The following is a 26,943-nucleotide window of genomic DNA, read 5'->3' as shown; positions in this document are numbered from 1 at the left end:
GGATATCCTGATCAGGAAGTTAAAGCTGCTCCTAGAAAGAAGAGAAATTATGTGATCAAGTAGTAAATCTTTTGATTTACTGCTTTTTTTCTTTCGTATTTTAGTAATTCCCTTAATAATCATGCTTTTTGTTGACGGATAAAAAGGAAGTTATTAAAATGGTTTTATTGTATTTTGAAAGGAACAGCTTATGGTTTGGAAAACAATAAATGATTTATTGGTCTCGATAGACAATCTTGTCTGGGGCATTCCGCTAATGGCACTTATTCTTGTAGGTGGTATTCTGCTTAGTGTTCGTACAGGATTTCTACAGATCAGAAGACTTCCGCTGGCATTAAAGTGGATGTTTAGCAATGAAGAAGATGGAGAAGGAGAAGTATCAAGCTTTGCGGCATTGTGTACGGCTCTTTCAGCTACAATTGGTACTGGTAATATTGTTGGTGTTGCGACAGCAGTGACAACAGGAGGACCGGGAGCTATCTTCTGGATTAATTTAGCGGCCTTGTTTGGTATGGCAACAAAGTATGCTGAAGGATTCTTGGCTATCAAATTTAGAACAGTAGATGAAAATGGACATGCATTAGGTGGTCCTTTCTACTATATAGAAAAAGGTCTTGGTAAGAAGTGGATCTTTTTAGCAAAGATCTTTGCCTTCTTTGGTGTATGCGTTGGTCTATTTGGTAATGGGACATTTACTCAGGTCAATGGAATCTCAAGTGCGTTAACGAATTTCTTTGATCCAAATTCTGCTCATACACTTACAATTCCATATTTAGGAACATATACTTATACGGTCATTATTTCATCGATTATACTGACAGTATGTGTCGCATTGGTGCTTATTGGAGGCATCAAGCGTATCGCTAATGTCTCACAGGTAGTTGTGCCATTTATGGCAGTCATCTATGGTGTAAGCGTATTTGTCTTGATTCTTACTAATATCACAAGAATTCCATTTGCGATTAAGATCATCGTTGAAGGTGCCTTTAATCCACGTGCTATTACTGGTGGTGCTATCGGCAGCATGCTGATTGTTATGCAAAGAGGAATTGCGAGAGGAATCTTCTCAAATGAAGCCGGTCTAGGAAGTGCACCGATTGCGGCAGCTGCAGCTCAGACGAAAGAACCAGTAAGACAGGGGCTTGTTTCTATGACAGGTACATTTATTGATACTATCGTTATCTGTACGATGACAGGATTATCCATTGTACTTACAGGAGCATGGCAGGTTAAAAATCTTCAGGGTGTTCAGGTTACAACTTATGCATTCCAGAAGGGATTGCCATTCTCAGCACAGTTTGCGAGCTTCCTATTAATGATCTGTCTGGTATTCTTTGCCTTTACGACAATCTTAGGATGGAACTACTACTCTGAACGCTGTCTTGAATATTTGACTGGTGGAAATCAGAAAGCATTAATTATCTTTAGATGGGCTTATATTCTTGCTGTCTTTATTGGACCATATATGAGTGTCAGCGCTGTTTGGACAATTGCTGATATCTTTAATGGCTTGATGGCTTTCCCTAATATGATCGCAATCTTTGCCTTGAACGGCATTGTGGTCAAAGAAACAAAAGCCTTCTTTGCTAAAGAAGTTAAAGAATATGCCTATGAATCATAAACCGACTTGCAGTCGGTTTTTTTTCTTTGTATGATAAGAAGCGGAAGGTGAAGATATGAAAAAATATACAAAAGATTTTCCAGCTACAATTGGACAGGCTATCTATACTTACGGGGACGCCAATATCAGAGATATTGTGCTCTACTTAGAAAAAGATGGAGAACATGGCATCATCATTACTAAAGATACAATGTATTGCAATATGCTAAGAGCTGTACAGATCACATTATCTCAGATTGAACATATTAAATTAAAACAAGAAAGAGGAAAAGATGATCAGCTGATTATTATCTCTGAAGGTATACATCATTTATTCAATGAAGATATCCCTGAATTAATTGATACATTAACAACGTTAACAGATAAAGAAGTAGAATATGATCGTAATCTATTTGATACCATCTACTTTAATGCCAAGACAATCCTTGAAGATATCAGAGATGATCTTTATGAAGATACAGTTTTAAATGATACTCAAAATAAACAATTAAAAGAATATCTAGATATCATTGACAATGCAAAAACATTGGATGAAACAAACTATCGTCTAGAAATGGAACTGCTTGTAGATCGCGTGATGCAGCTTGTAGAAGAACTAGAATTAGATAGTGAAGAAATTGATCAATTAGAAGACGCATCAAAGAAGATGCATGAACAAGAAAATCAGATGTTCGATCAATTGAAAGATATGTATGCCAACAATAAAGATACAATCAAGTCAATGACTGGCATTGATGTAGACGATCTGCAAAATAAATCACCAGAAGAATTAAACGGTATGCTAGATGACTTATGTGATCGTTTTAATATCTCAAAAGATCAGCTTGCCTCATTAGCCGCTAAATTTGGCAATAGACATTAAGGAGTGAAAACTCCTTTTTTTATATTGCTTGTGCAAAAATATGAAGTATGATATATTTTAGTTAGGTAAAACTAACCAAAGGAGAGGTGCTTATGTTAATACATATTGGAGTTGCCGTTTTGGCTACATTTATATATTCACAAATAAAAAAACACATCATGCATTTTATTAAGCATCATGTGTCATAGATAAAGAAAAAACGTACAGTTATTATGACTGCACGTCGGGGGGGATATCTTGTTGCATATCATTGATACATAGGAAAGAATATATTATGGTAAGGTTGATATGCCACAAGGGACACTTAATATAACATTGAATGAAATAAAATGCAATAGGAAAATTAAAAAAAGTCAAATTTTGTTAAAATGAAGCAAGAAGCCAGAATATTTTTTAAAAACTTTCATATTTTGTTTACTTTGAACATTGCTTTTGATAAATTGTGATTAGTGGGAGGAAACCTCGTAGTCTTAAAATGTACTCCTAACTTATAGACGCTCAAAGTAATAAAGTTGTATTTGATCTTATGTTTCTGGTTTCCTTCTGTCTCGTTGAAAAAGGGAGAGGCTGCACTCTCCTTTTTTTCATGTTTATTAAGGGGTTTGATTTATGTTTTTATTAGAAAATTGGCATTTTGTAGGACATCATCTTGAAGGGGAGGTCATTAATCATGATCGCTATCGAGATCATTCTTTTATTGCGACAAGCAAAATAAAGGAAGTGGTGCTTAGAGTAGATCATGTGTGTTTTGAAACAGTCTCTGGTTCTTTATATCAATGCTATTATTATTCTCATAAAAGATTGGAGAATGGTTCTCACAATCCAGATCTTGATCTGCTTGTCAGAGGCGATCTTTTATCAGAAGATGAGATAACTGTATTAAGAGAAAGAATTCATGCTTCACAAGTACATGTCTATGAAGAAAAGGCAAATGATAAGAAAGCGCTGCTGAAAGAGAAGAAAGCTGTCCTGATTACCTTTAATGATCAAAAAGATCATGTATTTGAAAGTCTTTCTATTATTAGAAAGACGAATCCAATCTACAGTGAAAACTGTACGATCAAAATGGGCATGTTTGATGATTGTGTAATTATCGGGCCAACATCCTATCAGGATTTTGCATATAAGATAGAAGAAGAACGTATCTCTTTTATTTCTACTACATCAAGATTTGGTCCGCTGTTTCTTCTTAACGAAGGATTAGATGAGATCACCATTCATATTGGTAATCGTGATATGATTCTTCCTCCACGGGTGATTAGACGGGCATTGTAAAAAAGTGTACAATAAGGACAAAGGAGTGATATGTCATGTTTCATGATTTTCATCTAAAAAAATACATGAGAAGCATTGATTATAATATCTATCTTGTAATCTTTGTCTTTATTGGTTTACTTTGTCTATTCTTTACACATGCATTAACGAATGCTCTGCCATATATTATCGGCTCTGCCATGTTTCTATATGGTCCATTCCATATTGTTATTGGACGTATTGAACGTGTTCACTATGATATGGGAAGATGTCTTCTTTTCATGATTCTTGGAGGCATGATCCTGTTTCAGGGAAACAATGCTTTAGGTGTCATGGGGACAATCTGGGCACTTATTTCTTTGAACAATATTGCTGAAGACTTCAATGATATGTATCCCCATGATTTCAGCTTTATTGAATGTGTTGAAATTATTATTTCTACCGTTCTTGCCTTGATGTTGCTATGGGAACCATATCATCATTTTATTTTCCACGTACGTGTTCTTGGTGTTGAAATGATCATCAACGCCTTATTAAGATATAAGCATAATAAAAGATCTGGCTAGCCAGATCTTTTTAGATAAGTGAAGCGACAGCTTCTTTTACTTTTTTCATAGATTCAGTTGGTTCAAAACGAGCTACAACTTCTCCCTGACGATTGACAAGGAACTTTGTAAAGTTCCACTTGATTTCAGGATTAGATTTATAATCCTTATCAATCTTCTTTAACATGGCAGCCATTGCTAAAGCTTTTGGTGATTTACCAAAGCCAGTAAATGGCTGTTTTTCTTTTAAGAAACGGTAAAGTGGTAACTGGTTTTCACCATTTACATCTGATTTCTTCATCTGAGGGAACTGCGTATTGTAGTGGAGTGTACAGAATTCATGGATAGCTTCATCATCTTCAGGAGTCTGATTCGCAAACTGGTTACAAGGGATATCTAAAATCTCTAGACCTTGATCATGATAAGCTTCATAAAGTTCTTCTAGATCCTTATACTGTGGAGTAAAACCACAGCCAGTAGCAGTGTTGACTACAAGTACAACTTTATTTTCATAAGATGATAACGGGAAATCTTCTCCCTTAGGGGTAGGGATAGAATAATCATAAAATGACATAGAAATGTCCTCCTTTAAATTTGATACAATTATATTTTATACAATCTAAATAGAAAATTCAATCGAAATGATTTAATTTTTAAGTTAGAGACATTTCAATAATAGGCAAAATCTTATATAATATAAGTAATTTGATAAAAGAGAGTGATAGCTAATGAATGAAACACAGACACAAATAAATGAATTACCACCTGTTGTAGATGAAAACAATGCGGAAGTTAGAGTAGGAGAAAAACTGTACCTTACTTTACAGGAAGCATTGCAGTACGCAAAAGTAAATGCAACATTAATACTTTTAAGAGATATTCATATTCAATCTATTGAGACTATTGATAAGGACTTAACAATAGATCTTAATGGACATTCTATTTTTGAACATACAATAAACAATACAGCACACTGCATGATTATAGATTCTTCACATAAGGGATCAGTGCAGTCTTCTCTTAACAATGATGGAACATTAGAAATTGATGCTGACATCAAAGGGACACTTACCAATAATGGGACTCTTATTAACAAAGGTGAAATTGTTTCTTTTATTCAGGAAGATGGTTCATGTGATAATCAGGGAAAAATTATTACAGGAACATTGAAGGGTGGAGTATTAACAGGCAATAAAGATGATATTCATAGTGTAATTGTCATGGATGATCTTTATTATGGCTCATTGAAGTCGGCCCTTGAGGTTGCCAATAATGCTGATGAAGATAAGACCATTACGTTACTTGATCGTCATCAGTTAAGTGGAACTGTCAATCTCCATAATGAAAAAGCAACTATTACCATTGATTTAAATGGAAATACCTTCTTACAGGGAAACCTTCAAGTAGAAACAGAAGCTTGCTTTATCGATACAAGCAAAAGACATTCGGGCTCTTTTATTTGTAATGTTACAGTGACAAAGAGCGGGGTACTTACAATAAAAGCAGATGTCTCTGGTAATATGAGCATTGAAGGAGAAGTCATCAATGAAGACCGTATCTCTGGTACCAACAGTAACTTTGGTACATTGATCAATAAGGAAGATGGGGAAGTAACGGATACATTGATATCAGAAGGGACTATCATCAATGAAGGAACAATGGATTATCTTTATGTTCGTGGTGGTGAAGCTTCTTCTACAAAACTTATTAGAAATGTCACTGTTTTAGGTGGACATTACAGTGGGGAAGTGACAGCCATTGAATGTAAGGCGGCCATTGGACACACTTATTATGGAGATCCTTATGAGGCTATTGCTATTGTCAATGCCAGCAAGAAGGATATCGCATTAAAGTTCTACAAAGATCTTAAGCTGTTAAGCCCGTTAACATTTGATAATAAAGAAGCCAATATCACAGTTGATATGAATGGCTATGAGTTATCTGGAGAAGATGTCATTGTTAAAAGCAATGTCCGTCTTGTGGATTCCACAAAGCGCCAGAATGGCTCACTCTTCAATAATGTCATAATTGAAGAAGACGGACATTTAACAAATGAAACAGAAATCAGAAAAACAGTTATCAATAAAGGACAATTATCCAATAAAGGACAGATGCCTTACTTGAAGCTTGAAAAAGGAGAATGCTACAACGAGGGTCAGATCAATAAGACACTCATGAGTGAAGGAGCTATCTTCAAAGGGCATGCGAATACAATCAACAGTGAAGTGATGATTGATGAAATTCATTTCCTATCATTGGATAGTGCTATGTCTTATGCATATTCTACAGGTAAAGAACATACATTACGTTTAATTAAGGACTATGTCTTAGAAGAACCTCTTGCGATTGGGCAAGAAGGCTGTATTATGCATATTGACTTGAATGGACATTCTTTATCAGGTGCATCATTAACAACACTTCATCATGTGATCTTAGAAAACAGTGGTGAAGAAGGAACATTCAATACGGATCTATTGAATAAAGGCACACTTGTCAATAATGCCATGTTGCTGACAGGAGTAAAGAACTATGGCACAATTGAAAACAATGGTCATATCAATAGGGTAGAAAACCATCATCTTCTTCATAACTTCAATAACATCGTAGATGTAGAAATGAGAGAAGGAGAATTACATAATAAAGGCAAGCTTACTGAAGTGGCACTTTATGATGGTGATACTATCAATAATGGAGATATCTCTCAGTTTGTCATTAAAGGAAATCATGCGCATCTTGAAGGAGAAACACCTGAACATTCTGATGCTATTATCGCCATCAATGATGATTACTACACATCACTTGATTTATGCTTAGAAGCATTAAAGCAGATTGAAGATGATGTAGATATTTCATTATTAAATAATGTCTTAGTAGATAAAGAATTAACTATTGATTTAAAAGGGAAGACTCATATTCATTTAGGTGATCATGTTCTTCAAGGTGAAAAACTGATTTTCAAATCTCCTGTTTCTCTTGATCATGGTAGTATTGAAAATGAAATACAGAATGAAAGTGAATTAGAAAACAATGCGATTATCAAGAATCAAGTTAAGAACTTTGATTCACTTGTCAATAATGGAACCATTCAGCGTGTCAATAATAAAAGCAAGTTCCATAATACAGGAACTGTTGATACATTGGTGGGAAAGAGCGGTACGATTTTAAATGAAGGTACATTAAAGAATACTGCATTCTTAAAAGATCAGCTGATTTCTCATGGAAAGATGGAAGTCATTTCTCAAAAGGGTGGAGAAATCATCTCAGATGGAGAAGTGGAACATCTAGAAATCTATGCGGGATTATTTAAAGGTCATTTAAAAGAAACAAATGCGCCAGTCTATATTGAAGATACGTACTATCCAACTTTAGATGAAGCTATTTCAGTAGCGAATACGAAAGAAAACTGTACAGTGGTATTCAATAAGGATTTAACATTGGATGAGACAGTAATCATTGATAATCCTGATAGTACTGTTACTTTAGATTTTAATAAGCATCAAGTTAACGGTGCACCTTTACAGGTAAAATCACGTGTTATTTTAACTGATCATAATGAAGAAAAATCTATTCTTTCATTGGATCTATTAAGCAGTGGACGTCTTATTCTTGATTTGCCTACTCAAGGATTAATTACAAGTGAAAATGAATTGACAATCAAGGATACCGTTGGTGGATTTGTATCCAACAGTGGTCATATGACAAACTACGCTGTTGTGAATGCGGTTGAAAATACGGGAACTTTCACTAACCATTCTTCTGTCAAGAGTGTAGAAAACAGTGGAACTTTCATCAATACGGCTGATGCGATTGCGGATAGTGTCATTTCTACAAATGAAGTGAAAAATGAAGGGTTAATTCGTTCATTAAAGAGTGAGGGTAAAGTAGAATCTAATGGGGATATCCACTTTATTTCTCAAAATGATGGATCAATTGTCAATACGGGAACAGTTGATACATTAAATATGTTAAAAGGGACATTTAAAGGACCTCTTCATTCTACTAATGCACCTGCATATATCGATGATGTCTATTATGCAACCTTTGATGAAGCTTTACAGGTTTTCAATCAATCTAAAGATAATACGACAATGCATCTTATTGATAATGTCATCTTGACAAGAGAGTGTGAAGTTGGACAAGAAGGACACTCTTTGATCTTAGATCTTGGTAAAAAGACCATCTCTGGTACGCCTATTATCACTAAAGGAACTTTACGTATTAAAGGTCATGAAACAGGTATCAAGAACAAGATTGAAAATGAAGGTAATCTGACTTTAGAAACACAGCTTTTTACAAGTGTAACCAATAAGGGCACACTTATGAATCTGTTGTCGATTGCAGAGCTTATCAATGAGGCTAAGGCGACTAACTTAGGTACAATCTCTACTCTTTCTAATAAGGGAGAAATGATTAATAAGAAAGAGATTGTTAAGATCAATAATGAAGGTGAATGTGTCAATGATGCTCATCTTAAAGAAGCAATCCAGGAAAAAGGACAGTTCTTCAACAATGGAACACTAGATCATGGAGTCTTAAAGGATGGTACGCTTATCAATGAAGGGGAACTTCAGCATCTTGAACAGTTAGGTGGACAAGTTCAAAACAAGAAACATGTCGCTAATCTTTCAATGCATGGTGGAGAATATGTAGGTGAAGCTGATCAAAGCAATGCGGTTGCACGCATTGAAAATATCTACTATCCATTATTGGAAGATGCGATTGAAATCTTCAATAATCAAAAGGGTGCTATGACGATCATGCTTCATGATAATGCTTATATTGAAGAAGAATTATGCATCAAGAATAATGGTTACCCATTAACTATTGATTGTGGAACAAAGAGCATCAATGGTAATACGATTACCAATGAAGGAACGCTTATTATGAAAGGATATGCATTATGTGGCAATCCATTTATCAATAAGGGAACATTCGAGTGTTCAATCAATTATGCTGGAGAAATCATGAACAGTGGTACATTGACTAACTATGCGACCATCAAGGAACATGTTGTCAATAGAGGAACCTTGACAAATAAATCAGCAATGAACACACTCTTAAACCATGATCATTTCTATAATGAAGGAACTCTTGGTGCCTATACACAAAATGAAGGGCAGACTGACAACAGTGGTCTTATCAGTGATGTGATCATGAATGCCGGTTCAATAAAGAACAGCGGTACATTGACAAGAGTCTCACAGAAGGGCGGTACGCTTGAAAATGAGGCGACAGTTCATACCTTAGATTTAACAAAAGGTGATTTCATCGGTGAAGTAGAAAGCACAAATAGTTATGCGCGTATTGGCAATCATTACTTCCCATACTTTGAAGATGCGTTGGCATCAATAGAAGATGATGATGTTACAATCACATGCAATGATGATATTGTTATTAATGAATTAGCAATTGAAAAAGAAAAGGGTTCATTAACTATTGATCTCCATCAGCATAAGATTGATGGTGGTACATTAACATTAAATGGACATATTCTTATTATGAATGGTCAAGTTGAAAACACGATCATCAATGAAGGAGAATTCATTAGTCAATGTGAAATCCATGGTCCAATGGAAAATAAAGGAACATTCAATAACCAGGGTGTAATGAGTGATACATTATTGAATAATGGGACATTAGTCAATTATGGTATCGTGAAAACTCTTCAGAATGAAAAATCATTAGAAAATGAAGAAACAGGTCATATTGATAAGCTCCTTATCAATAATGGAAAGAGTGTCAATAAAGGTGTCTTTGGAGAAGCGACTGCTATTAAGGGTGAACTATTGAACGATGAAGGCGGACAGATCTATCATCTAAGATTGGATCAAGGAGAAGTTCATAACTTCGGTAAAGTAGAAAACCTTGAATTGTTAAAAGAAAAAGGAATCTTCAATGGAACAGCACCAGCCATGACCAATTCACAGTGTCGTATTCTTTCTAAGTACTATATGACATTATCTCAAGCATTAGATTATGTTAAAGATTCAAGTGATTCACTACGCATTATTCTTAACAATGATGTCGAAGCAAAAGAAGATCTCCTCTTTACAACGCAGGGAAGAGTCTTAAGCTTAGAATGCAATAAACATACATTAAGTGGTGGTTCAATTATCCTAGCGGCTAATATGTTGCTGATGGGAGATGGAATCATTAAAAATGTCATCATGAATAATGGTCATCTTGAAAACCATATTCATTTAGAAGGTGAAGTCACAAACAATGGTACATTAGAAAACAGGGGACATATTGTTTCATTAAACAGTGTTGGTGAAGTCATCAATAATGAACATGCGACAATTGATCAGATGACAATCAAGCAAGGTACATTAAATAATGAAGGACTTATCAATGAATTAGTAAACAATAGTGAATTGATTAATGAAGTCACAGGACATGTCGCTTCGTTAATGAGCAATGGAAAGAGTGTCAACGAAGGTGAAATTGAAAAAGCTGATATCGCAAGTGGTCTTTTCATTGGAAATGCTGAAGAATGCTTCTGTCATGCTTCTATTGGTAATTATCATTTTGGTACACTTCAGGATGCTCTTGATTATATGAAAGATGCATCAGAAAATCTGGTGATTACTATTGAAGATGATCTTCAATTAGAAGAAATGACATTTGCATCATCTAATGATATTGCGCTTACTATTGATACAAACGGTTATGAAATAGAAGGGGAAACACTTCATTTCAGCTTACCTGTCACAATTGAAGGAACAGGACGTATTCATAATGATATTATCAATGAAGCACACTGTATTAATAAGACTTATCTAGAAGGAAAGATTGTAAACAATGCAATCTTTGATAATGAAGGTGAAATCACTGAACCATTTGTTAACCATAATCAATTGATTAACAAAGAAAAAATGCAGGATGTCATCAATGATGCCATGATCACAAATCATGGAGTCATGGAACATCTTACTCATGATGAAGGAGAAGCCTACAATGAAGGTGAACTTCATAATATGGTCATGAGTGCAGGACAGCTTAAAAACAATGGCACAATGGAAACACTTGTTTTAAGATCAGGAGAAGCACTTTCTACTGGTTCACTTTATGACTTAACAATAAGTGGTGGACGTTTTGTTGGTAAAGTAGAAGAAACCAATACATCATTACGTGTTGGTGAACAGTATTTTGCTTTACTAGAAGATGCGATTGATGCTTGTGATAATCAGTCATTGGTATTGATTGGTGATCTTGAACTTAAAGAACCATTTACTGTTGATTGTCCATATGATCTACGTATTGATGTCAATGGACATGTTATCACTGGTGAAAAGATTATTGTGAAGACTCCACTTTCTTTCGTGGATGCCACTAAAGAAGGAGAAGTTGCTAATGTCATTGAAAATGAAAGTCGTCTAGAAAATGATGCTAAGCTTTCTGGTGAAATCTTCAGTAAGACAGAACTTATCAATCATGGTGAAATGACTGGTCGTGTAGAAAATGAAGTGACATGCATCAATGATGGTGAAATGAAGACGGTTATCAATAAGGGTACATTGACTAATAAGGGTCGTATTCATGAATTGATTAACTATCAGTCATTAACTAATGAAGGAACAATCGATGATGCTGTTTCTGAAACAGGAAAAGTCAACAATAAGAAAACAATCGCTACTCTTCATATGAGTGAAGGAACATTGGATACTTCTGGTTATATTGAAGACCTTACATTGCACAATGGTTCAGCTTCCAACAGCGGAAAAGTGCATATGTTAAGATTAAAAGGCGGTCACTTTATTGGACAAGTTGAAGAAACAGATGGTGCAGGTGCTATCAATGATACATACTATGCTACATTTGAAGATTTAATTGAAAATGTTAAAGCACAAGAAGAGAAGTGTCTTGTGACACTTCATCGTGATGTCATTCTTGATCATCCTTTAACTATTGAAAATGATAAGACTGATATTACTATTAATATGAATGGTATTAAGCTGAGCGGTGAAGAAATCATCATCAATGGACATGTTGTCTTAAAAGAAGCTCTTAATAAACAGAGTGTTATTGAGAGTCATATTGTCAATAATAATCATCTTCAAAATGAAGTCAGAATCAAAGGATCAGTTGAAAACAATGATTTCTTTGTCAATGATGGTACAATTTCAGATTGTGTCATCAATAAAGGGGTCATGGCTAATACTGGACAGATCAATGAGGTTATTAATGAGAAAGAAATGACCAATGATGGTGTGACAAGCTATGTGATCAATAAAGGCAAGATGAGTGTTCACTCACAAGGGGTTATTGATATCTTCAAGCAGGATAGTGGAGCTTTACAGAATCTTGGTACCATTGTTGATCTGACAATTAATAAAGGACATGTAGAAAACTCAGGATTTATTAATGGTCTATCTCAAAATAATGGAGAAGTAATCAATGAAGGAGATATCTCCAATGTCTACCTTATGAAAGGGGTATTCGAAGGTGATTCTTCAGATATTGATGCGGCAGCTTCTATTGGTACAAGACATTATGGTTCATTTATTGAAGCTATCAATGATGCCAATAAAGCTGAAGAAAATGTAACTGTTCTTCTTCATGTAGATGCTCATTTTGATGAATTGGTTATCAATAATCCATCATCTACGATCACTGTTGAAATAGATGGCTGGTCATTATCAGGGAAACATCTTGAATTATTATCTGATGTGATCTTATCTGATAAAAGTGAAGGTATTGGCGATATTAATGTTGATATTGTCAATAAGGCAACACTTTATACAAATGCCAACATATTTGGTACGTTAGTCAATGAGGGCGTACTGACTCATAAAGGAGAATTGGATGCCCTAATGAATGATGGTACATGTACAAATGATGGCGTGATTCATTCTTATATGCAGGAAAAGGGACATCTTGTAAATAATAAGGATATCTCTGATTTACGTATAAGTGGTGGAGATCTTATCAATAAGGGATTGATTGCCTCTTTGACACAGGAAGGCGGTAATGTCTCTTCAAGTGGAGAAGTAAAGGAATTGATCAAGTATGATGGCAGCTTCAATGGTGAAGCAGAATACGAGACAATTTATTAAAAGATGAGAACTTTGTTTGGCACTTTTCCAAGTAGCGGGCTATCCTGATTGATGGGGTGTCACTAATTGAGGGAAAATGCCTTTCCCACGAAAGTGGAAAGATAAAATCGAAATTATCGGTTTGGACTGATATCAGTACAGATATCAGTCCTTTTTTGTGCGCTTTTTCTTTTCGTTTATCCATTCCCTGCTTGTTGGCTGGGGTTCCAGGAAGAATGTTGTCTCTGAGTTGAGGCAGAGCAGTACCCTGTTTCTGAAGCGATGCTAGTTGGAGTAGCCGCTGCTGCAGTGCTTGATGTCCTTTATGAGCTTGTTCCTGTTTTCGATGACGCTGGAATTTATTCGTCTTCTTTTCCTTGCCTTGTGATCTTCAAGATATTCAGTGATTATTTCTCTCTTTGCGTTTGGAAGACTGTCGTCAATCTCATATTCTTCATTGTCTCCTTCGATAGGGATGAATGAATTGATGATGCTCGTTCTCCATTGGCGAAGTGTGGCAGAGAAACTGCACATTTCCTTTACCGTGGAAGTGCTGAAATTGTATATAAGCTCCTTGAGAGCCTTTGGAGCAGTCTTCATCGTACTCTTGCGGAAGAATAGGTAAAGCTGTTCCTGAAGAGCGACTGCCTCTGAAAGTTCATTGTCAGTTTCGAGTATTTTGCAGTATATGTCATGATAGTTGAGATATTCCCTGAATACCCGATTGTATTTCTTTTTCCTGTTGGGATCGAAGAGGCCATCTGAAGGACGCTTGTAGAGCATCCATGGGGCGAACTTCTTGAGAAGGTAATAGCTTTTTACGTGACTGCTGAATTCCAGCAGTTCATCCGGCTTCATTTCACGTACCGGCTTCGCCTCTTTCTTCTGGATCCTGTGATGATTCATTATTCGTATTCTTACCTTCTGGACGCATCTCGACAGTTCCATCTTGAGATGGAACGAATCGCATGAATGGACGGCCTTCGGAAACCATCTGTGAGTCATGTCGCGGTATGTATTCCACATATCACTGCTGACGATCTGAACTTCCTCGCGTTCCCTGAGCGGAATCTTCTGGAAGTAGGCGTCGAGATCCGCCTTCTTTCTTGAAGGCAGGACATCGATGATGTCCATGGTTTCATAGTCCATCATCACAAAGACGTAGTCGCTTACCGCGGTATGGAAGGCGTAGGTCTCATCCACCACCAGATAGCGTGGAAGCCTTCTTCTTGGAATGTTCACGTGGCTGTCGAATATTCTCAGTACCGTCGAGGGAGAGATGTGATATCTTTCGGCTATCGCCTTGAAGGTCTCGTGCGGACGGGAACAGTCCTGCAGCACATTATATACGGTAACTGCAGATACCTTTTCTCCCGGGAACGCAAACGGATTGGGCTCAACGAATGTCCTGCCGCACTCGGTGCAGCGCATTCGTCTCTGGTCATAGTCTATGAAGCAGGGGGTGGTGGTGATGACCGAATGGGTGATCTTCCTTGTCTTGTATCCCTTGACCTTGTCGGTCATGTTTCCACATGCACTGCATCTGCATGGGACAGGCTTCAGCCTGATGTAGACGTGGAGACCGTCCGTGCCGCTGTATACGTTGATTCTTTCTGCCTGGTCATCATGCAGGTTGAAGAGCTTCAGCACAAAGCTGTCCACCGAAAAGGGCGTAGTGGCGGTATCGAAGGAGATGTTTTCTCCTGATGGAGGCTCATCGCTGATCCTGCTTATCGATTCTACTGCCTCAATTGGGCTGATGTGATTGTCTTTCATGAAAAATTGCACCTTCTTTCTGAGTATGTCTACATGTTAGTTCATGAAAGAAATCAAATAATCAAGAGTCAGGTGGTCACCATAAAAATTTTTCTGCCTCTGCTCAGAGCCTGGCATACGGCAGGGTATGCCTTCATGGCCAGTCTGCCCATGGTTTTTCTGATGTGATACGCAAAAGAGGATGAGACAGACGCAGGTGCCTCATCGGTTTCAGGAGCTTCTGATTTTTCATTGCATGAAGATGAAGCATCTTCATTGATGATCGCCAGTATTTCATGTGCTCCGATCACATGGTATGGAAGAAGGAAAGATGGAAGAACAGTATATGTTGTGAAGGTTCCGTCATCATAGATCTGCTTGACTCTGACCAGCATCAGGGTGATTCGCTCTTCGCCATAGGAGTAGCTTCTCTCCACGTAAGAATGGATATGCCATCTGAAACCGCTCATCTTCCTGCGGAGATGCTCAATGATTTCAGCGGGTCTGTATTCTTTTCTGAAATCCTCAATAAATCTGAATTTGTCGCATGTATTGATTTTTTTTGAATATTGTCGTATTATCATATTGTCGTATGATGGGTGATGAATCAAACTTTGGTCAGGGAGATTCATCACTCTTTTTCTTTCTGAAGGATTTGTATGATACTATTGTACCCCATGCCTTTCCCGCAGATCAAAAAAGAGCGGGTACTGGAAAATATTTCCAGAAACCCGCTGAAAGTAACAGAAAGATGATTTCCCGCAGTTTGGAAGATCATCCTTTGTTTCTCATCTTTTTTTGAGGAATGATTTATGATAAAATTTGAAGAAGAAAAGGGGAGTCAATATGGAAAAAGTATGTCCTCTCTGTGGTGGAGAATTAAAAAAAGAATACTGTGACCATGGTCCATTTTATACTTGTGTGAATGAAGAATGTGAGTACAAGGAAGATGAACTAGGTAAACTCATCAAGGAGAATGAAAGAGAATATATCTATAAGACTCCATTAGATGATCTTCCTCCACGCAAGAGAAGAGAATATATGCTACAAATGTCACCGCGCATGCGTGTGCTAAGTGTGATAGAAGCTATTTTGCTGTTGCTTACAATCATATCATTATTTATCGATTCATTTCTGTTTGCTGTTATTTCAGTTTCTCTTCTTGTTATCATTGCTATCTTTATGGCAAGAGATTTCCTCTCCATGAAAAGATTGCTTTCAGCTACAAAAGAGGAACAGGATGACTACATCATTGATCGTATGAATGATGAATTTCAAAAAGAAATGATCAAAGATCAGTATCTGAAATCTCATCCTTCAAAGACTGATGTTTCTTCTTTTTATATCAAGAGGAAGTTCTTTTTCTATCTTTTAAGATTAAAACGAAAAGGCTTGCCTTATCGTTTTATGACTGATCCAATCTTTTCAGATCAGATTATGACAAAGGTAAGAAAAGAAACAGATATGGCTTATAAGATTCTTATTCAGGATAAGAAGAATGAATTGAATTCTTTGTATTATAAGCGTTTTGATCTTCTTGAAGAACTAGAAGAAAAACATTTTAAGGATTATGGACATGATGTCAGAATCAACTTCCATAATGGAGAAGTGCGTATCGGTGATGAACGCATGAAATCTAAGGATATCAAGAAAGTCAACATGGTCAATAACGTCTATGATGATGAAATTGTCATGCAGGGAGATGAACAGCTTGCCTATAGCTATAAGCACGGTGCTGATCTGACACGTATACCAGTTAAGATGTGTGATCATATGGAAATTGTTGTTGAGACAAACAATAAGACACATCACATTGTTTTATTGGATCATTCTCTTGCTATGAAATCACCTGAATATAGTTCTTATTCTAATGAATGTTATAATGTAACCGGAGGATTAAGACGTGCCATGCGTACACCACCTTCAGATGATCATTCATTAGAAGAATCTCCAGAAGTGTTAGCACTAGATAAAGAAATGGAAGAAAAACAGGAAGAACTGCGTACTTTGCTTATTGAAAAGCCAGTCTACAAGGTACCAGACTGTTATAAGATGAAGGAATAAAGACTCACTTTTATGTGGGTCTTTTATTATTTTCATCTAACTTATTGTAAATTATTTATTTCACGGTATAATGTGATAGGATTTAATTAAATAAACAAAAAGTTTACTAAATTAAACAGAGGTATCACAGGTGGAAATTGGACATAAGTTAAAAGAACTGCGATTAAAAAATGAATTGACACTAGAAGAGCTCGCATCACGTAGTGAAGTCACCAAAGGCTTCCTCTCTCAATTAGAAAGAGACCTGACCAGCCCCAATATAGCTGCTTTAGAAAATATTCTAGAAGCGCTTGGAACAACGCTTGGTGAGTTCTTTAAAGAGGAGGAAGATAAGCGTTATGTTTTTACGAAGGAAGATTACTTCGTAGATGAAAGAGAAAACGAATGCATTGAATGGATTGTGCCCAATGCACAAAAAAATGCGATGGAGCCTGTTCTTTTGCATCTTCATCCAAAAAAGAAGACAAGAGTTATTACCAGCCATGATGGCGAAGAGTTTGGCTATGTCTTAAAAGGTGAACTTGAACTCTTTATGGATGATAAAAAACATGCAGTCAAGCAGGGAGAAACATTCTATATAAGTGGTGTAAACAGTCATTATCTCTTTAATCCATCAAAAGATGATACCGATGTCCTATGGATTTCTACACCACCACAATTTTAAGGGGATACAATTATGGATGAAAAAAGAAAAATCATTGAATTTAAGCATATCGTAAAAAACTTTGACGATATGCAGGTACTAAAAGGTATCGATTTAGATATATATGAAAATGAATTTGTTACATTGCTAGGACCTTCGGGATGTGGTAAGACAACATTACTACGAATACTTGGGGGATTCATTGAAGCAACGGAAGGACAGGTTCTTTTAAATGGAGAAGATATCAAAGATTTACCTCCTTATAAAAGAGAACTTAATACAGTCTTCCAGAAATATGCACTTTTCCCTCATATGAATGTCTATGACAATATTGCCTTTGGATTAAAGATCAAAAAAGAAGCAAAAGATGTCATTGATCAGAAAGTCATGAAGATGCTTAAGCTTATTGGTCTAGAAGGCTATGAGAAAAAAGATGTCACTTTAATGTCAGGTGGTCAGCAGCAGCGTGTCGCTATTGCAAGAGCGCTTGTCAATGAACCAGCAGTATTGCTGCTAGATGAACCATTAAGTGCCTTGGATGCTCGTTTAAGAAAAGAAATGCAGTATGAACTTAAACGTATCCAGCAGGAAGTAGGAATTACATTCATCTTTGTAACACATGATCAAGAAGAAGCCTTAACAATGTCTGATAAAATTGTCATCATGAAAGAAGGAGAAATCCAGCAGGTAGGAACACCTCAGGATATCTACAATGAACCAGTGAACCGTTATGTTGCTTCATTTATTGGTGAATCCAATATCGTAGATGGACGCATGGTTAAAGATGAAGTCGTACGTTTTGATGATATTGACTTCGAATGTGTCGACAAAGGATTCAAGCCAATGGAAAAAGTAGATGTTGTCATTCGACCAGAAGATATCGACATTGTCGATAAAGAAAAAGGAAAAATGACAGGTATTGTCTCTTCAGTACTCTTTAAGGGAGTACATTATGAAATCATGGTAGAAACTGTTCCTGGTACAACTGTTACTGTTAATATGCATGTACAAAAAAATAGTGCCAATGTGGTAAGTGAAGGAGAAGAATCCATTAGTGCCAATGATTTCTATCTTGACTTAGAAGATATGGAAGGCATCGATGAAAAAGAAATCATTGCCCGTGCAGATGCCCAAGCATGGATTCCTGAAACCGATGAAAACATTTCAATTGCCAATATTTCCACGGATTTAAAACAGGAAGTAGGGGAATATGAAGTTACATTCTCTACTTCTAATGGAACATCTATTACTAGAAAAATTCGTGTCATTGATCAAAGAGTCATTGAAAACAAGAAAGCCAATGAAGCTATTTCTGCTTTCAATTTCTTTAAGACAATCGATGAAATTCAGGAATCAATGGCCTTGGACACAGACTTGCGTGTATGGGCTAATGCTCAGGCATGGAAGTTGACTGATGAAGATGAAGATATTGAACTTAATGTAGATTACGACTTTGATGCAGACTCCATTCATGAAGGAATCTATCCAGTCACATTCTCTACAACAGGACGTATGTTCAAGATTCATACGACAAAATATTGTGAAGAAGGAAAGGAAGTCGGTTTATCTTTCCAAGCTGAAAATATTCATGTCATGGAGAAGATGGGATTCTAATGAAAAGATTTAGAGCGTTAGCGATTCCTTATGTCATCTGGGCAATGCTCATGCTGCTATTACCGATGCTGCTGATTGCATTCTATTCTGTCATGAAAGCAGGCAACAGCGTGCTGCCATTCAGATTGACTTTCGCACATTATATTAAGTTCTTTACTGATCCTGATTTCTTATTGATATTAGGTCGTTCTTTATTGATAGCTATTAAGACAACGATCATTTGTCTTCTTATTGGTTATCCAATCGCATTCTTTATTTCACGTTCATCAGAAAAGATGCAAAAAACATTGGTACTTCTTATTACTTTACCAATGTGGATCAATATGCTCGTACGTACATATGCCTGGATTGGACTTTTATCTAACGATGGCATCTTTGCAGCACTGTTGAAATTTTTAGGTTTTAAACATGTAAACCTTCTTTATACTGAAACAGCGGTACTTATTGGGATGGTCTACAACTTCCTTCCATTTATGATCTTACAGATCAATACCGCATTAACAAAAATGGATAAGTCATTGCTTGAAGCGGCCAACGATCTTGGAGCCAATAAGGTACAGACATTTAGACGTGTCATCTTCCCGTTATCAATCTCTGGGGTTGTATCAGGTATTACATTAGTATTCCTTCCAGCAGTAAGCTCATTCTTTATCCCTAAATTATTGGGTGGAGGACAATACTTCCTAATCGGTAATGTCATTGAAAACCAGTTCATCACTGTTGGTGAATGGAACTTTGGTTCTGCTATTTCAATGATCATGGCTATCATCATGATGCTTTCAATGATGGCTGTAAGACGTGCTGAACGTCGTTCAGGTGAGGAGGTGTCATCATAATGAAAGAAGAAAAAAGATATTTCGGCAGCATATTGATGACACTGGTCATAGTGTTCTTCTATATGCCCATCATCTTCATGATGATCTTCTCATTCAATAGTTCTAAATCATTAACACACTTCACAGGATTCTCATTGTACTGGTATAAGACAATGTTAAAGAATCATTCAATGATGGAATCCTTGTATATCACTATTATCGTTGCGGTACTTGCAACACTCATTTCTACAATCATAGGTACAGTAACAGCCATCGGCTTGTCACAATCAGGAAAACGACTTAGACGATTTGTTAATGTGATGAATGATTTCCCATTAATGAACCCTGATATTGTCACTGCCATCGGCATGATGCTATTGTTTATCACATTGAATATTCCTAAAGGCTTTATGACATTGCTGTTGGCACATATTGCCTTCTGTATACCTTATGTCATCTTAAGCGTTTCACCACGAGTACGTGCACTTGATCCTAATATTGCAGAAGCAGCAATGGATCTAGGGGCAACCCCAACACGTGCCATGTGGCAGGTTATCGTCCCACAGATTACCCCAGGTATTATTTCTGGTGCCTTGATCGCATTTACAATGTCATTTGATGATTTCATCATCTCTTACTTTGTAACTGGTGGGGGTATCAAGAACTTAAGTATTATGGTTTATACAATGAGCAAGCGTGTCAATCCGAGTGTCAATGCCATTAGTACAGTTGTTGTTATCTTAGTGACAATTGTTCTTGCTATTGTGAATATTCTACCTGTTCTTGCAAAAAGAAGACGTGAACAATCGACACATAACGAATTGGCACAGCGCAAGACTTGGCCAAAGGTTGTCGCTGTTGTTGCAGTTGCATGTGTGGTGATCGGTTCAGTTTTCGCATTACGTCAGACAAGCAATCGTCCTTATGCAGGACAGGAGCTTCATATCTATCTGCCAGGTGAATACCTCTCAGAAGATGTTGTCTCTGACTTCGAAAATGAAACAGGTGCCAAGGTTGTCGTAGATAACTTTGATTCCAATGAACAGATGTACATTAAAGTCGCAAACGGAGAACGTTTTGATATTCTTGTACCAAGTGATTATATGATTGAAAGATTAAAGAATGAAAATCTTTTACAGAAGATTGATAAACCTGCTTTAAAAGATACCTTCAATGCAATTAACAAGGATATCTTGAATCTTTCTTTCGATAAGAATAATGACTATTCAATGCCTTATTTCTGGGGAAGTGTAGGTATTGCCTACGATAAAAGAAAAGTTTCTATTCAAGAACTTGAACATGATGGATTCAATATTTTCCTTAATACCAAATTCAAGGGAGATATCTATCTCTATGATTCAGAACGTGATTCTTTCATGATGGCTCTTAAGGCATTAGGATATTCGATGAATACATCAAACAATGATGAACTTCAGAAAGCTTATAAATGGCTAGAAAAAGCAGTTAAGACAATGAAGCCAGAAATTGTTACGGATGAAATTATCGATAATATGAGACAGACAAGAAAAGCGCTAGGACTGGTTTATTCTGGTGATGCTGCTTCAATAATTAGCGATAATAAAAATGTCGGATTCTATATGCCAAAAGAAGGTACAAACATCTGGACAGATGCGATGTGTATTCCAAAGAATGCCAAGAATCCAAAATTGGCACATGAATGGATGAACTACATCAATTCAAAAGAAGCCGCTACTGAAAACTCTAAGTATGTCGGCTATACATCTCCACGTAAGGATGTTGAAGAAGAATTATCCACTTCTACATTTAAAGGCAATGAAGCCTATACACCACGTTCATCTTACAGTAAAGATGAAGTCTTTAATTACAATGATCGAACAAGAAAAACAATTGCGACATTGTGGTCTAGAGTAAAGATTGTCGCAAGTAACTCATAAGGTTTATTATGGAAGAAGAAATAGTAAGTAAACTTTTGAAAAAGATGTTAAGCGATGCGGATGAAAAAGAACTAGAAATTATCCGCATGATGCTTGAAGGTTATCAGCTTATAAAATATAAGGAGAGATTATCAAAAAAATAATCTCTCCTTTTCCTTTTCTATCACTTTATGATAGAATACCTATCTAAAGGAGAAGTCTATGAAGTTTGATTTTGCGCCCATGGAGGGCATTACAGGTTATACCTACAGAAATGCACATAAGTCGCATTTTATAGGAATAGATCGTTACTATACACCATTTCTGACAGCTAATCAGAATCTCAAATTGAAGAACAAGGAACGCAATGATATTGCACCAATGCATAATCAGGATATTCATATCATTCCTCAGATTCTTTCTAATAAGGCGGGAGAATGTCTATGGGCTATCAAGGAATGTCATCAGCTTGGCTATGATGAAGTGAATATCAATCTTGGCTGTCCATCCCCAACTGTAGTTACTAAAGGGAAGGGAGCAGGGATGCTTAAGGATCTTGATCAATTGGATATGTTCTTAGATGAATTGTTTACACTTCTTCATCTTGATATAAAAGTATCCATTAAGACAAGAATAGGAGTAGAAGATGATTCACAGGCAGAAAGACTTATCAGCATCTTTAATAAATATCCTATTTCCGAACTGATTATTCATCCTCGTGTTCAGAAAGATTTCTATAAGAAGCCAGTACATCTAGATACCTTTGAAAAGATGTTAAAAAAATCAAAACATCCAGTGACATATAATGGCAATATTCTAGATGAAGAAGATTATCATCAGTTTATTGAAAGATTCCCAGAAGTAGAACGCATCATGCTTGGAAGAGGAATGATTGCTAATCCCGCTTTTGCAAGAGAATTGCTTACTCATGAATCATTGACAAAAGAAGAGTTTCTTTCATTCCATCATGATCTCCTTTCAGGCTATCAGGAGCGTATTGGTGGAGATAAGAATGTTCTTTTTAAGATGAAAGAACTCTGGTATTATTTTGAGACACTCTTTTATGTAGATAAAAAATCATTGAAGGCTGTCAGAAAAGCAAAGACGTGCAAGGACTACAAGGAAGCTGTGGAACAGCTTGTTTCTTCTTGTGCAATCAATAATGAATTACACAAAGACATGCACTTCAGATAGGAGGAAAACATGAAAGCAGAAAAAGGCAAATTAGCTTTTTATATCGTTATGCCAGTCCTTATTGTGTATTTATATGGATTATTCTTTAAGAACATTAATCAGATTGCATCATTATTTAATATTGATGGCATTGGAGATATATTGACATCACTGTTTTATTTCTTGATTGGCATAATCTATTATTATTGTTCAACAATAAAGATCAATGGCTATAAGCTTATCTATAAGCTTGTGACCATCATCTATGTGGCATTGTTTATTTATATTCTATTGACATACTCTGGCTTTAAGTTATTGGGGGATAAATATCTGTTATTTATTAAAGATAACTTTGCAATATACGCCTTATGGTCAGGATGTGCTTTTATGAATCTTATGAAATCAAAGTAGTCTTACGACTACTTTTTTATTCCATTTACTTGAAAACGCTTCCAAACTTGTGTATAATAAAGTTACAAAGATAAAGGAGGACGAGATAATAGAAAAAGATCATTTTATTAAAGGGTGTTCTTCTGTATATTATTGTGTCACATGAGTTGAAAGCTAAATAAGAAGTTTTGCTCCAAAAATGATTCGCTTGTCGAACGTCATGTGTGATATATACGAGGAACCCCTTTTTATAATAATATGATACTCGTCCGTGGAGCAAAATGATTGTTGATGTAAGTCGGGGGATTTACACTTTATTTTATTAATAGAACATAGGAAATATATGGTAAGGAGGAACAAGTATGAACAAGAAGATCAAAAAGAATGATGAAGTCAAAAAGACTGATGGAAAGAAAGTTAAGATTAATAACTCTGTAAAAGGATCAGTATTTGAACGTTGGGAAAATGAAAAATCTCCATATGTATTGATTCATCCTAAAAAAGTTCGATAAGCAAGAAAGGACTATGTTAAGCATAGTCCTTTTGTTTGTATATAATATTTTAAAATGATAAAATATAAGGGAGGTGGAACATATATGAATAAATACGCAAAAATGATTAGAACACAGTTTGGAAAGATTGATACGAAAAGAGATGAGGGATTAACTATTCCTACAAGTATCAATACGTATAGGGATTTTTCTTATGGGATTAAGAAGTGGCAAGTATTGGATCTGTATACGCCAAAGACACAGAAGGGACCATTTCCTTTAATTATTAATGTGCATGGTGGAGGATGGTATTATGGCGATAAAGAACGTTATCAGTTTTATTGTTATGAGATGTGCAAGCGTGGCTTTGCGGTTATCAACTTCTCATATCGTCTAGCTCCTGAATTTCATTTTCCTGCACCACTAGAAGATTTAAGTCTTGTTGTTTCATGGATGTATCAGAATTCTTCTTTCTTTAATCTGGATATGAAATCAATCTTTATGGTTGGAGATTCTGCAGGAGCACATATTCTGGGCAATTATATGAATCTATTAAATAATAAAAGGGCTCAGGAAGATGTTGGTGTAAAAGTAGAAGAACGATTTAAGCCACGTGCGATTGCGCTTATGTGTGGATGTTATAATATAGAAGATCCTACGATCGATACATCACCGGAGCTATTGGAAGGATTGTTTAAGAAAGATGATGATATCAGCAAGTATAATGTATTAACGCATATGACATCATCATTCCCACCAGTCTTCATGATGACTTCACATAAGGATTTTCTTAAAAGTCAGACCCTCGCACTTCATGAGGCATTAATCAATAATGATATTCCATTTACTTACAAGTATTATGTAGGAACCACTACACCACTTTTCCATTGTTTCCATTTAAATGTAAAAATGGAAGAATCACATAAAGTGATGGATGAGATGATTCATTATTTTAAATCATTTATATACAAATAGGGATCGTTAATGCGATCCCATAAATGTTTTTAATGACTTCAAAGCATTATTAGCGGCAATGCGTCCTTCTTCATAGACACGGACAAGTTCACGTGGCTTATTTTGCATTGCGGAAATATGAAGAGAATGAGGTGGTGCTATGACAAATAGCTCACCTGTTTTTTCTTTCTCTTTGATATCATCCAAGGTCTTATTGTAATGGATATGTCTGTTTTCTAACGCTTTTAAATAAAGCGGATAATCATGATACTTTCGTTTTAAAAGAGGCATAAAGCGGTTCTTCTCTTTACGATAGTCTCTTGGCTGAGTCAATATGACAACATTTTTTTCATAACCCTTTGTTTCCATGAAATGTAGAGGAATGCTGTCGGCTACGCCGCCGTCTAGAAGTTTGAGTCCTTCAATGTTTACAATATCAGAAACAAGCGGAATGGCCGCGGACGCGCGTATCCATTCCAGCTCGGTGTGTGTTACATCATCGATGCGCCGATAGGCGGCCTGTCCTGTTTCAATGTTGCTTGCAACAACATAGAAGGGCATCTTGTTTTTTTTGCTGGCGTTGATATCAAATGGATCCTTTTTAAGCGGCAGCTCATGATAACAAAATTCTGCATCAAAAACATTCCCACTTTTTAAATAAGAAGACCATGAGCCGTAGCGCTTGTCCTGACAATAGCGCATGTTGTAGCGAATGGTACGTCCAATCTGATGGGATTTGTAGTTGATGCCAAAGCAGGCGCCTGCGGATACGCCTACCGCACCATCAAAATCGATGTTATTTTCCATAAGAACATCCAGCACGCCTGCGGTAAAGAGTCCTCGCATGGCGCCGCCTTCTAGTACTAGACCTGTTTTCATTATTCTTCTCTCCTTATGACATGTGTGCGATATCCTAGATTGAGATCGACTTCATTTTCTAGTGGTTCATCTTTTAATAGATGATCAATATTTCTTATGACAAGAGCTGTATAGTATGATTGCACGCTTTCCCAATGATATCCTCCTGAAACATGCGGCGTGATAAGTACCTGTTCCATATCCCAAAGGGGACTTGTATCAGGAAGTGGTTCACTATCACAGACATCTAGGCATGCGCCAAAGAGGTGATGGGACTTAATATGTTTGATGAGTGCTTTTTCATCAATGGCACTTCCTCTTCCCACATTGGCTATGACGCTGTCTTGTTTCATTAATGAGAAACGCTCTTCATTGAATAAATGAATAGTTTCTTTGGTTTCAGGTAATGCTAATAATACAAAGTCAGCGAGGGGAAGATATTGATCAAGGTGATCAATGGTGTCTTCAATATCCACATAGGGACTTTTAGAAGGGTGTTTTCTTAATCCGATAACATGTGTATCAAACGCTTTGACACGTTTTGCAAATGATAAACCGATATCGCCTAGTCCTACAATAAGGATTGTACTTTTATAAAGCTCTTTGCCAGTATAAAGCTGATGCCAATGATTATTGATATAATACTTAAAATTTTTGTTCATGGCAATGATCATGCCCAATACATGTTCACTGATGACTGGTCCATAACTTCCGCTTGCGTTTGTTAAGCGGGTGTTCTTATTGATATAGTCACCGTTTAAAAATTGATTGTTGCCAGCTGAATTTAAGAAGATGGCTTTTAATGAATCACTGTGTAAATCAAGATTCATATTGGGATTGCCAATGATGAGATTGGCATTGTTGACATCTTCTTGGGTAAGCTTTTCTTTATAGATCATCTTGAATTCTTTGTGTGAATCCATGATTTCTTTGACATGATGATCATCGATTTCTGCACAGATATAAATATTCAT

General features: G+C 36.3%; 20 protein-coding genes. 15 read left to right on the top strand and 5 right to left on the bottom strand.

Translation table 11 applies throughout. The features are described from left to right. Positions 1 to 190 precede the first annotated feature (190 nt). The 4 genes from J6L95_RS10035 (at position 191) to J6L95_RS10020 (ending at position 4,303) form a co-directional block, all read left to right on the top strand. A complete protein-coding gene (locus J6L95_RS10035) occupies positions 191 to 1,621 on the top strand; it encodes an alanine/glycine:cation symporter family protein (protein ID WP_287459035.1) in 1,431 nt (476 codons plus the stop codon). Between the two features lie 55 nt (positions 1,622 to 1,676). After that, a complete protein-coding gene (locus J6L95_RS10030; protein WP_287459034.1) occupies positions 1,677 to 2,483 on the top strand; it encodes a hypothetical protein in 807 nt (268 codons plus the stop codon). Between the two features lie 609 nt (positions 2,484 to 3,092). Then, positions 3,093 to 3,758 carry a hypothetical protein gene (locus J6L95_RS10025; RefSeq protein WP_029073243.1) on the top strand — a complete coding sequence of 222 codons (666 nt, stop codon included), beginning with the start codon at positions 3,093 to 3,095 and terminating at the stop codon, positions 3,756 to 3,758. A 35-nt stretch (positions 3,759 to 3,793) separates the two neighbouring features. Continuing rightward, positions 3,794 to 4,303: a hypothetical protein gene (locus J6L95_RS10020; protein ID WP_287459032.1), complete on the top strand. Its 510-nt coding sequence runs from the start codon at positions 3,794 to 3,796 to the stop codon at positions 4,301 to 4,303. A 10-nt stretch (positions 4,304 to 4,313) separates the two neighbouring features. Here the strand turns inward: J6L95_RS10020 and J6L95_RS10015 are convergent, their stop codons facing one another. Next, positions 4,314 to 4,856 (bottom strand): glutathione peroxidase, encoded by a 543-nt coding sequence (locus J6L95_RS10015; protein ID WP_287459031.1) that lies wholly within the window; start codon positions 4,854 to 4,856, stop codon positions 4,314 to 4,316. Positions 4,857 to 5,010: 154 nt separating this feature from the next. Between J6L95_RS10015 and J6L95_RS10010 the strand changes: the two genes are divergently transcribed. Beyond that, positions 5,011 to 13,338: a hypothetical protein gene (locus tag J6L95_RS10010; RefSeq protein ID WP_287459030.1), complete on the top strand. Its 8,328-nt coding sequence runs from the start codon at positions 5,011 to 5,013 to the stop codon at positions 13,336 to 13,338. 264 nt (positions 13,339 to 13,602) lie between these two features. Here the strand turns inward: J6L95_RS10010 and J6L95_RS10005 are convergent, their stop codons facing one another. Beyond that, complete coding sequence (locus J6L95_RS10005) at positions 13,603 to 15,093, bottom strand: ISL3 family transposase (protein WP_287459029.1); 1,491 nt, start codon at positions 15,091 to 15,093, stop codon at positions 13,603 to 13,605. Positions 15,094 to 15,161: 68 nt separating this feature from the next. Beyond that, entirely contained in the window at positions 15,162 to 15,656 is a 495-nt protein-coding gene (locus J6L95_RS10000) for a hypothetical protein (protein WP_287459027.1), read from the bottom strand. Positions 15,657 to 15,918: 262 nt separating this feature from the next. Here J6L95_RS10000 and J6L95_RS09995 point away from each other — a divergent pair, with 262 nt between their 5' ends. From J6L95_RS09995 to J6L95_RS09950, 10 genes are all read left to right on the top strand, one after another. Beyond that, positions 15,919 to 17,136: a hypothetical protein gene (locus J6L95_RS09995; protein WP_287459025.1), complete on the top strand. Its 1,218-nt coding sequence runs from the start codon at positions 15,919 to 15,921 to the stop codon at positions 17,134 to 17,136. A gap of 130 nt (positions 17,137 to 17,266) precedes the next feature. Further along, positions 17,267 to 17,800 (top strand): helix-turn-helix domain-containing protein, encoded by a 534-nt coding sequence (locus tag J6L95_RS09990; RefSeq protein ID WP_074686649.1) that lies wholly within the window; start codon positions 17,267 to 17,269, stop codon positions 17,798 to 17,800. Positions 17,801 to 17,812: 12 nt separating this feature from the next. Beyond that, positions 17,813 to 19,393: an ABC transporter ATP-binding protein gene (locus J6L95_RS09985; RefSeq protein WP_074688511.1), complete on the top strand. Its 1,581-nt coding sequence runs from the start codon at positions 17,813 to 17,815 to the stop codon at positions 19,391 to 19,393. Beyond that, positions 19,393 to 20,229: an ABC transporter permease gene (locus J6L95_RS09980; protein WP_029070512.1), complete on the top strand. Its 837-nt coding sequence runs from the start codon at positions 19,393 to 19,395 to the stop codon at positions 20,227 to 20,229. Before J6L95_RS09985 ends, J6L95_RS09980 begins: the two co-directional genes overlap by 1 nt. Continuing rightward, on the top strand, positions 20,229 to 22,124 hold the full coding sequence (locus J6L95_RS09975; protein ID WP_287459023.1) for an extracellular solute-binding protein: 1,896 nt from the start codon (positions 20,229 to 20,231) through the stop codon (positions 22,122 to 22,124). The genes J6L95_RS09980 and J6L95_RS09975 overlap by 1 nt, the downstream gene beginning before the upstream one ends. Before the next feature lie 8 nt (positions 22,125 to 22,132). Then, positions 22,133 to 22,267 (top strand): hypothetical protein, encoded by a 135-nt coding sequence (locus J6L95_RS09970; protein WP_269082101.1) that lies wholly within the window; start codon positions 22,133 to 22,135, stop codon positions 22,265 to 22,267. 58 nt (positions 22,268 to 22,325) lie between these two features. Next, positions 22,326 to 23,297, top strand: a complete 972-nt coding sequence (locus tag J6L95_RS09965) for a tRNA dihydrouridine synthase (protein WP_029073238.1) — start codon at positions 22,326 to 22,328, stop codon at positions 23,295 to 23,297. Between the two features lie 9 nt (positions 23,298 to 23,306). After that, the gene (locus tag J6L95_RS09960; RefSeq protein ID WP_029073237.1) at positions 23,307 to 23,687 is read left to right on the top strand and encodes a hypothetical protein; all 381 of its coding nucleotides are present in this window, start codon (positions 23,307 to 23,309) and stop codon (positions 23,685 to 23,687) included. A gap of 341 nt (positions 23,688 to 24,028) precedes the next feature. After that, positions 24,029 to 24,178 (top strand): hypothetical protein, encoded by a 150-nt coding sequence (locus J6L95_RS09955; protein ID WP_155266085.1) that lies wholly within the window; start codon positions 24,029 to 24,031, stop codon positions 24,176 to 24,178. 84 nt (positions 24,179 to 24,262) lie between these two features. Then, positions 24,263 to 25,132 carry an alpha/beta hydrolase gene (locus J6L95_RS09950; protein ID WP_287459020.1) on the top strand — a complete coding sequence of 290 codons (870 nt, stop codon included), beginning with the start codon at positions 24,263 to 24,265 and terminating at the stop codon, positions 25,130 to 25,132. Between the two features lie 6 nt (positions 25,133 to 25,138). Here J6L95_RS09950 and J6L95_RS09945 read toward each other — a convergent pair whose 3' ends face one another. Both J6L95_RS09945 and J6L95_RS09940 read right to left on the bottom strand, forming a co-directional pair. After that, positions 25,139 to 25,990, bottom strand: a complete 852-nt coding sequence (locus J6L95_RS09945) for a patatin-like phospholipase family protein (protein WP_287459019.1) — start codon at positions 25,988 to 25,990, stop codon at positions 25,139 to 25,141. Next, the gene (locus J6L95_RS09940) at positions 25,990 to 26,943 is read right to left on the bottom strand and encodes a D-2-hydroxyacid dehydrogenase (protein ID WP_287459017.1); all 954 of its coding nucleotides are present in this window, start codon (positions 26,941 to 26,943) and stop codon (positions 25,990 to 25,992) included. Before J6L95_RS09940 ends, J6L95_RS09945 begins: the two co-directional genes overlap by 1 nt.

Source organism: Kandleria sp., from assembly GCF_017934775.1.
Taxonomy (GTDB): Bacteria; Bacillota_I; Bacilli_A; order Erysipelotrichales; family Coprobacillaceae; genus Kandleria; species Kandleria vitulina.
Note: the sequence above shows the minus strand (reverse complement) of the source record. Positions and strands in the feature narration are given on the sequence as shown.

Coding starts and splice junctions, on each gene's coding strand:
- J6L95_RS09975 (WP_287459023.1), top strand. CDS start 20,229: ATGAAAGAAGAAAAAAGATATTTCGGCAGCATATTGATGACACTGGTC.
- J6L95_RS09960 (WP_029073237.1), top strand. CDS start 23,307: ATGAAAGCAGAAAAAGGCAAATTAGCTTTTTATATCGTTATGCCAGTC.
- J6L95_RS09970 (WP_269082101.1), top strand. CDS start 22,133: ATGGAAGAAGAAATAGTAAGTAAACTTTTGAAAAAGATGTTAAGCGAT.
- J6L95_RS09945 (WP_287459019.1), bottom strand. CDS start 25,990: ATGAAAACAGGTCTAGTACTAGAAGGCGGCGCCATGCGAGGACTCTTT.
- J6L95_RS10015 (WP_287459031.1), bottom strand. CDS start 4,856: ATGTCATTTTATGATTATTCTATCCCTACCCCTAAGGGAGAAGATTTC.
- J6L95_RS09950 (WP_287459020.1), top strand. CDS start 24,263: ATGAATAAATACGCAAAAATGATTAGAACACAGTTTGGAAAGATTGAT.
- J6L95_RS09955 (WP_155266085.1), top strand. CDS start 24,029: ATGAACAAGAAGATCAAAAAGAATGATGAAGTCAAAAAGACTGATGGA.
- J6L95_RS09980 (WP_029070512.1), top strand. CDS start 19,393: ATGAAAAGATTTAGAGCGTTAGCGATTCCTTATGTCATCTGGGCAATG.
- J6L95_RS10010 (WP_287459030.1), top strand. CDS start 5,011: ATGAATGAAACACAGACACAAATAAATGAATTACCACCTGTTGTAGAT.
- J6L95_RS09995 (WP_287459025.1), top strand. CDS start 15,919: ATGGAAAAAGTATGTCCTCTCTGTGGTGGAGAATTAAAAAAAGAATAC.
- J6L95_RS10005 (WP_287459029.1), bottom strand. CDS start 15,093: ATGAAAGACAATCACATCAGCCCAATTGAGGCAGTAGAATCGATAAGC.
- J6L95_RS09965 (WP_029073238.1), top strand. CDS start 22,326: ATGAAGTTTGATTTTGCGCCCATGGAGGGCATTACAGGTTATACCTAC.
- J6L95_RS10000 (WP_287459027.1), bottom strand. CDS start 15,656: ATGATAATACGACAATATTCAAAAAAAATCAATACATGCGACAAATTC.
- J6L95_RS10035 (WP_287459035.1), top strand. CDS start 191: ATGGTTTGGAAAACAATAAATGATTTATTGGTCTCGATAGACAATCTT.
- J6L95_RS09940 (WP_287459017.1), bottom strand. CDS start 26,943: ATGAATATTTATATCTGTGCAGAAATCGATGATCATCATGTCAAAGAA.
- J6L95_RS10025 (WP_029073243.1), top strand. CDS start 3,093: ATGTTTTTATTAGAAAATTGGCATTTTGTAGGACATCATCTTGAAGGG.
- J6L95_RS10020 (WP_287459032.1), top strand. CDS start 3,794: ATGTTTCATGATTTTCATCTAAAAAAATACATGAGAAGCATTGATTAT.
- J6L95_RS10030 (WP_287459034.1), top strand. CDS start 1,677: ATGAAAAAATATACAAAAGATTTTCCAGCTACAATTGGACAGGCTATC.
- J6L95_RS09985 (WP_074688511.1), top strand. CDS start 17,813: ATGGATGAAAAAAGAAAAATCATTGAATTTAAGCATATCGTAAAAAAC.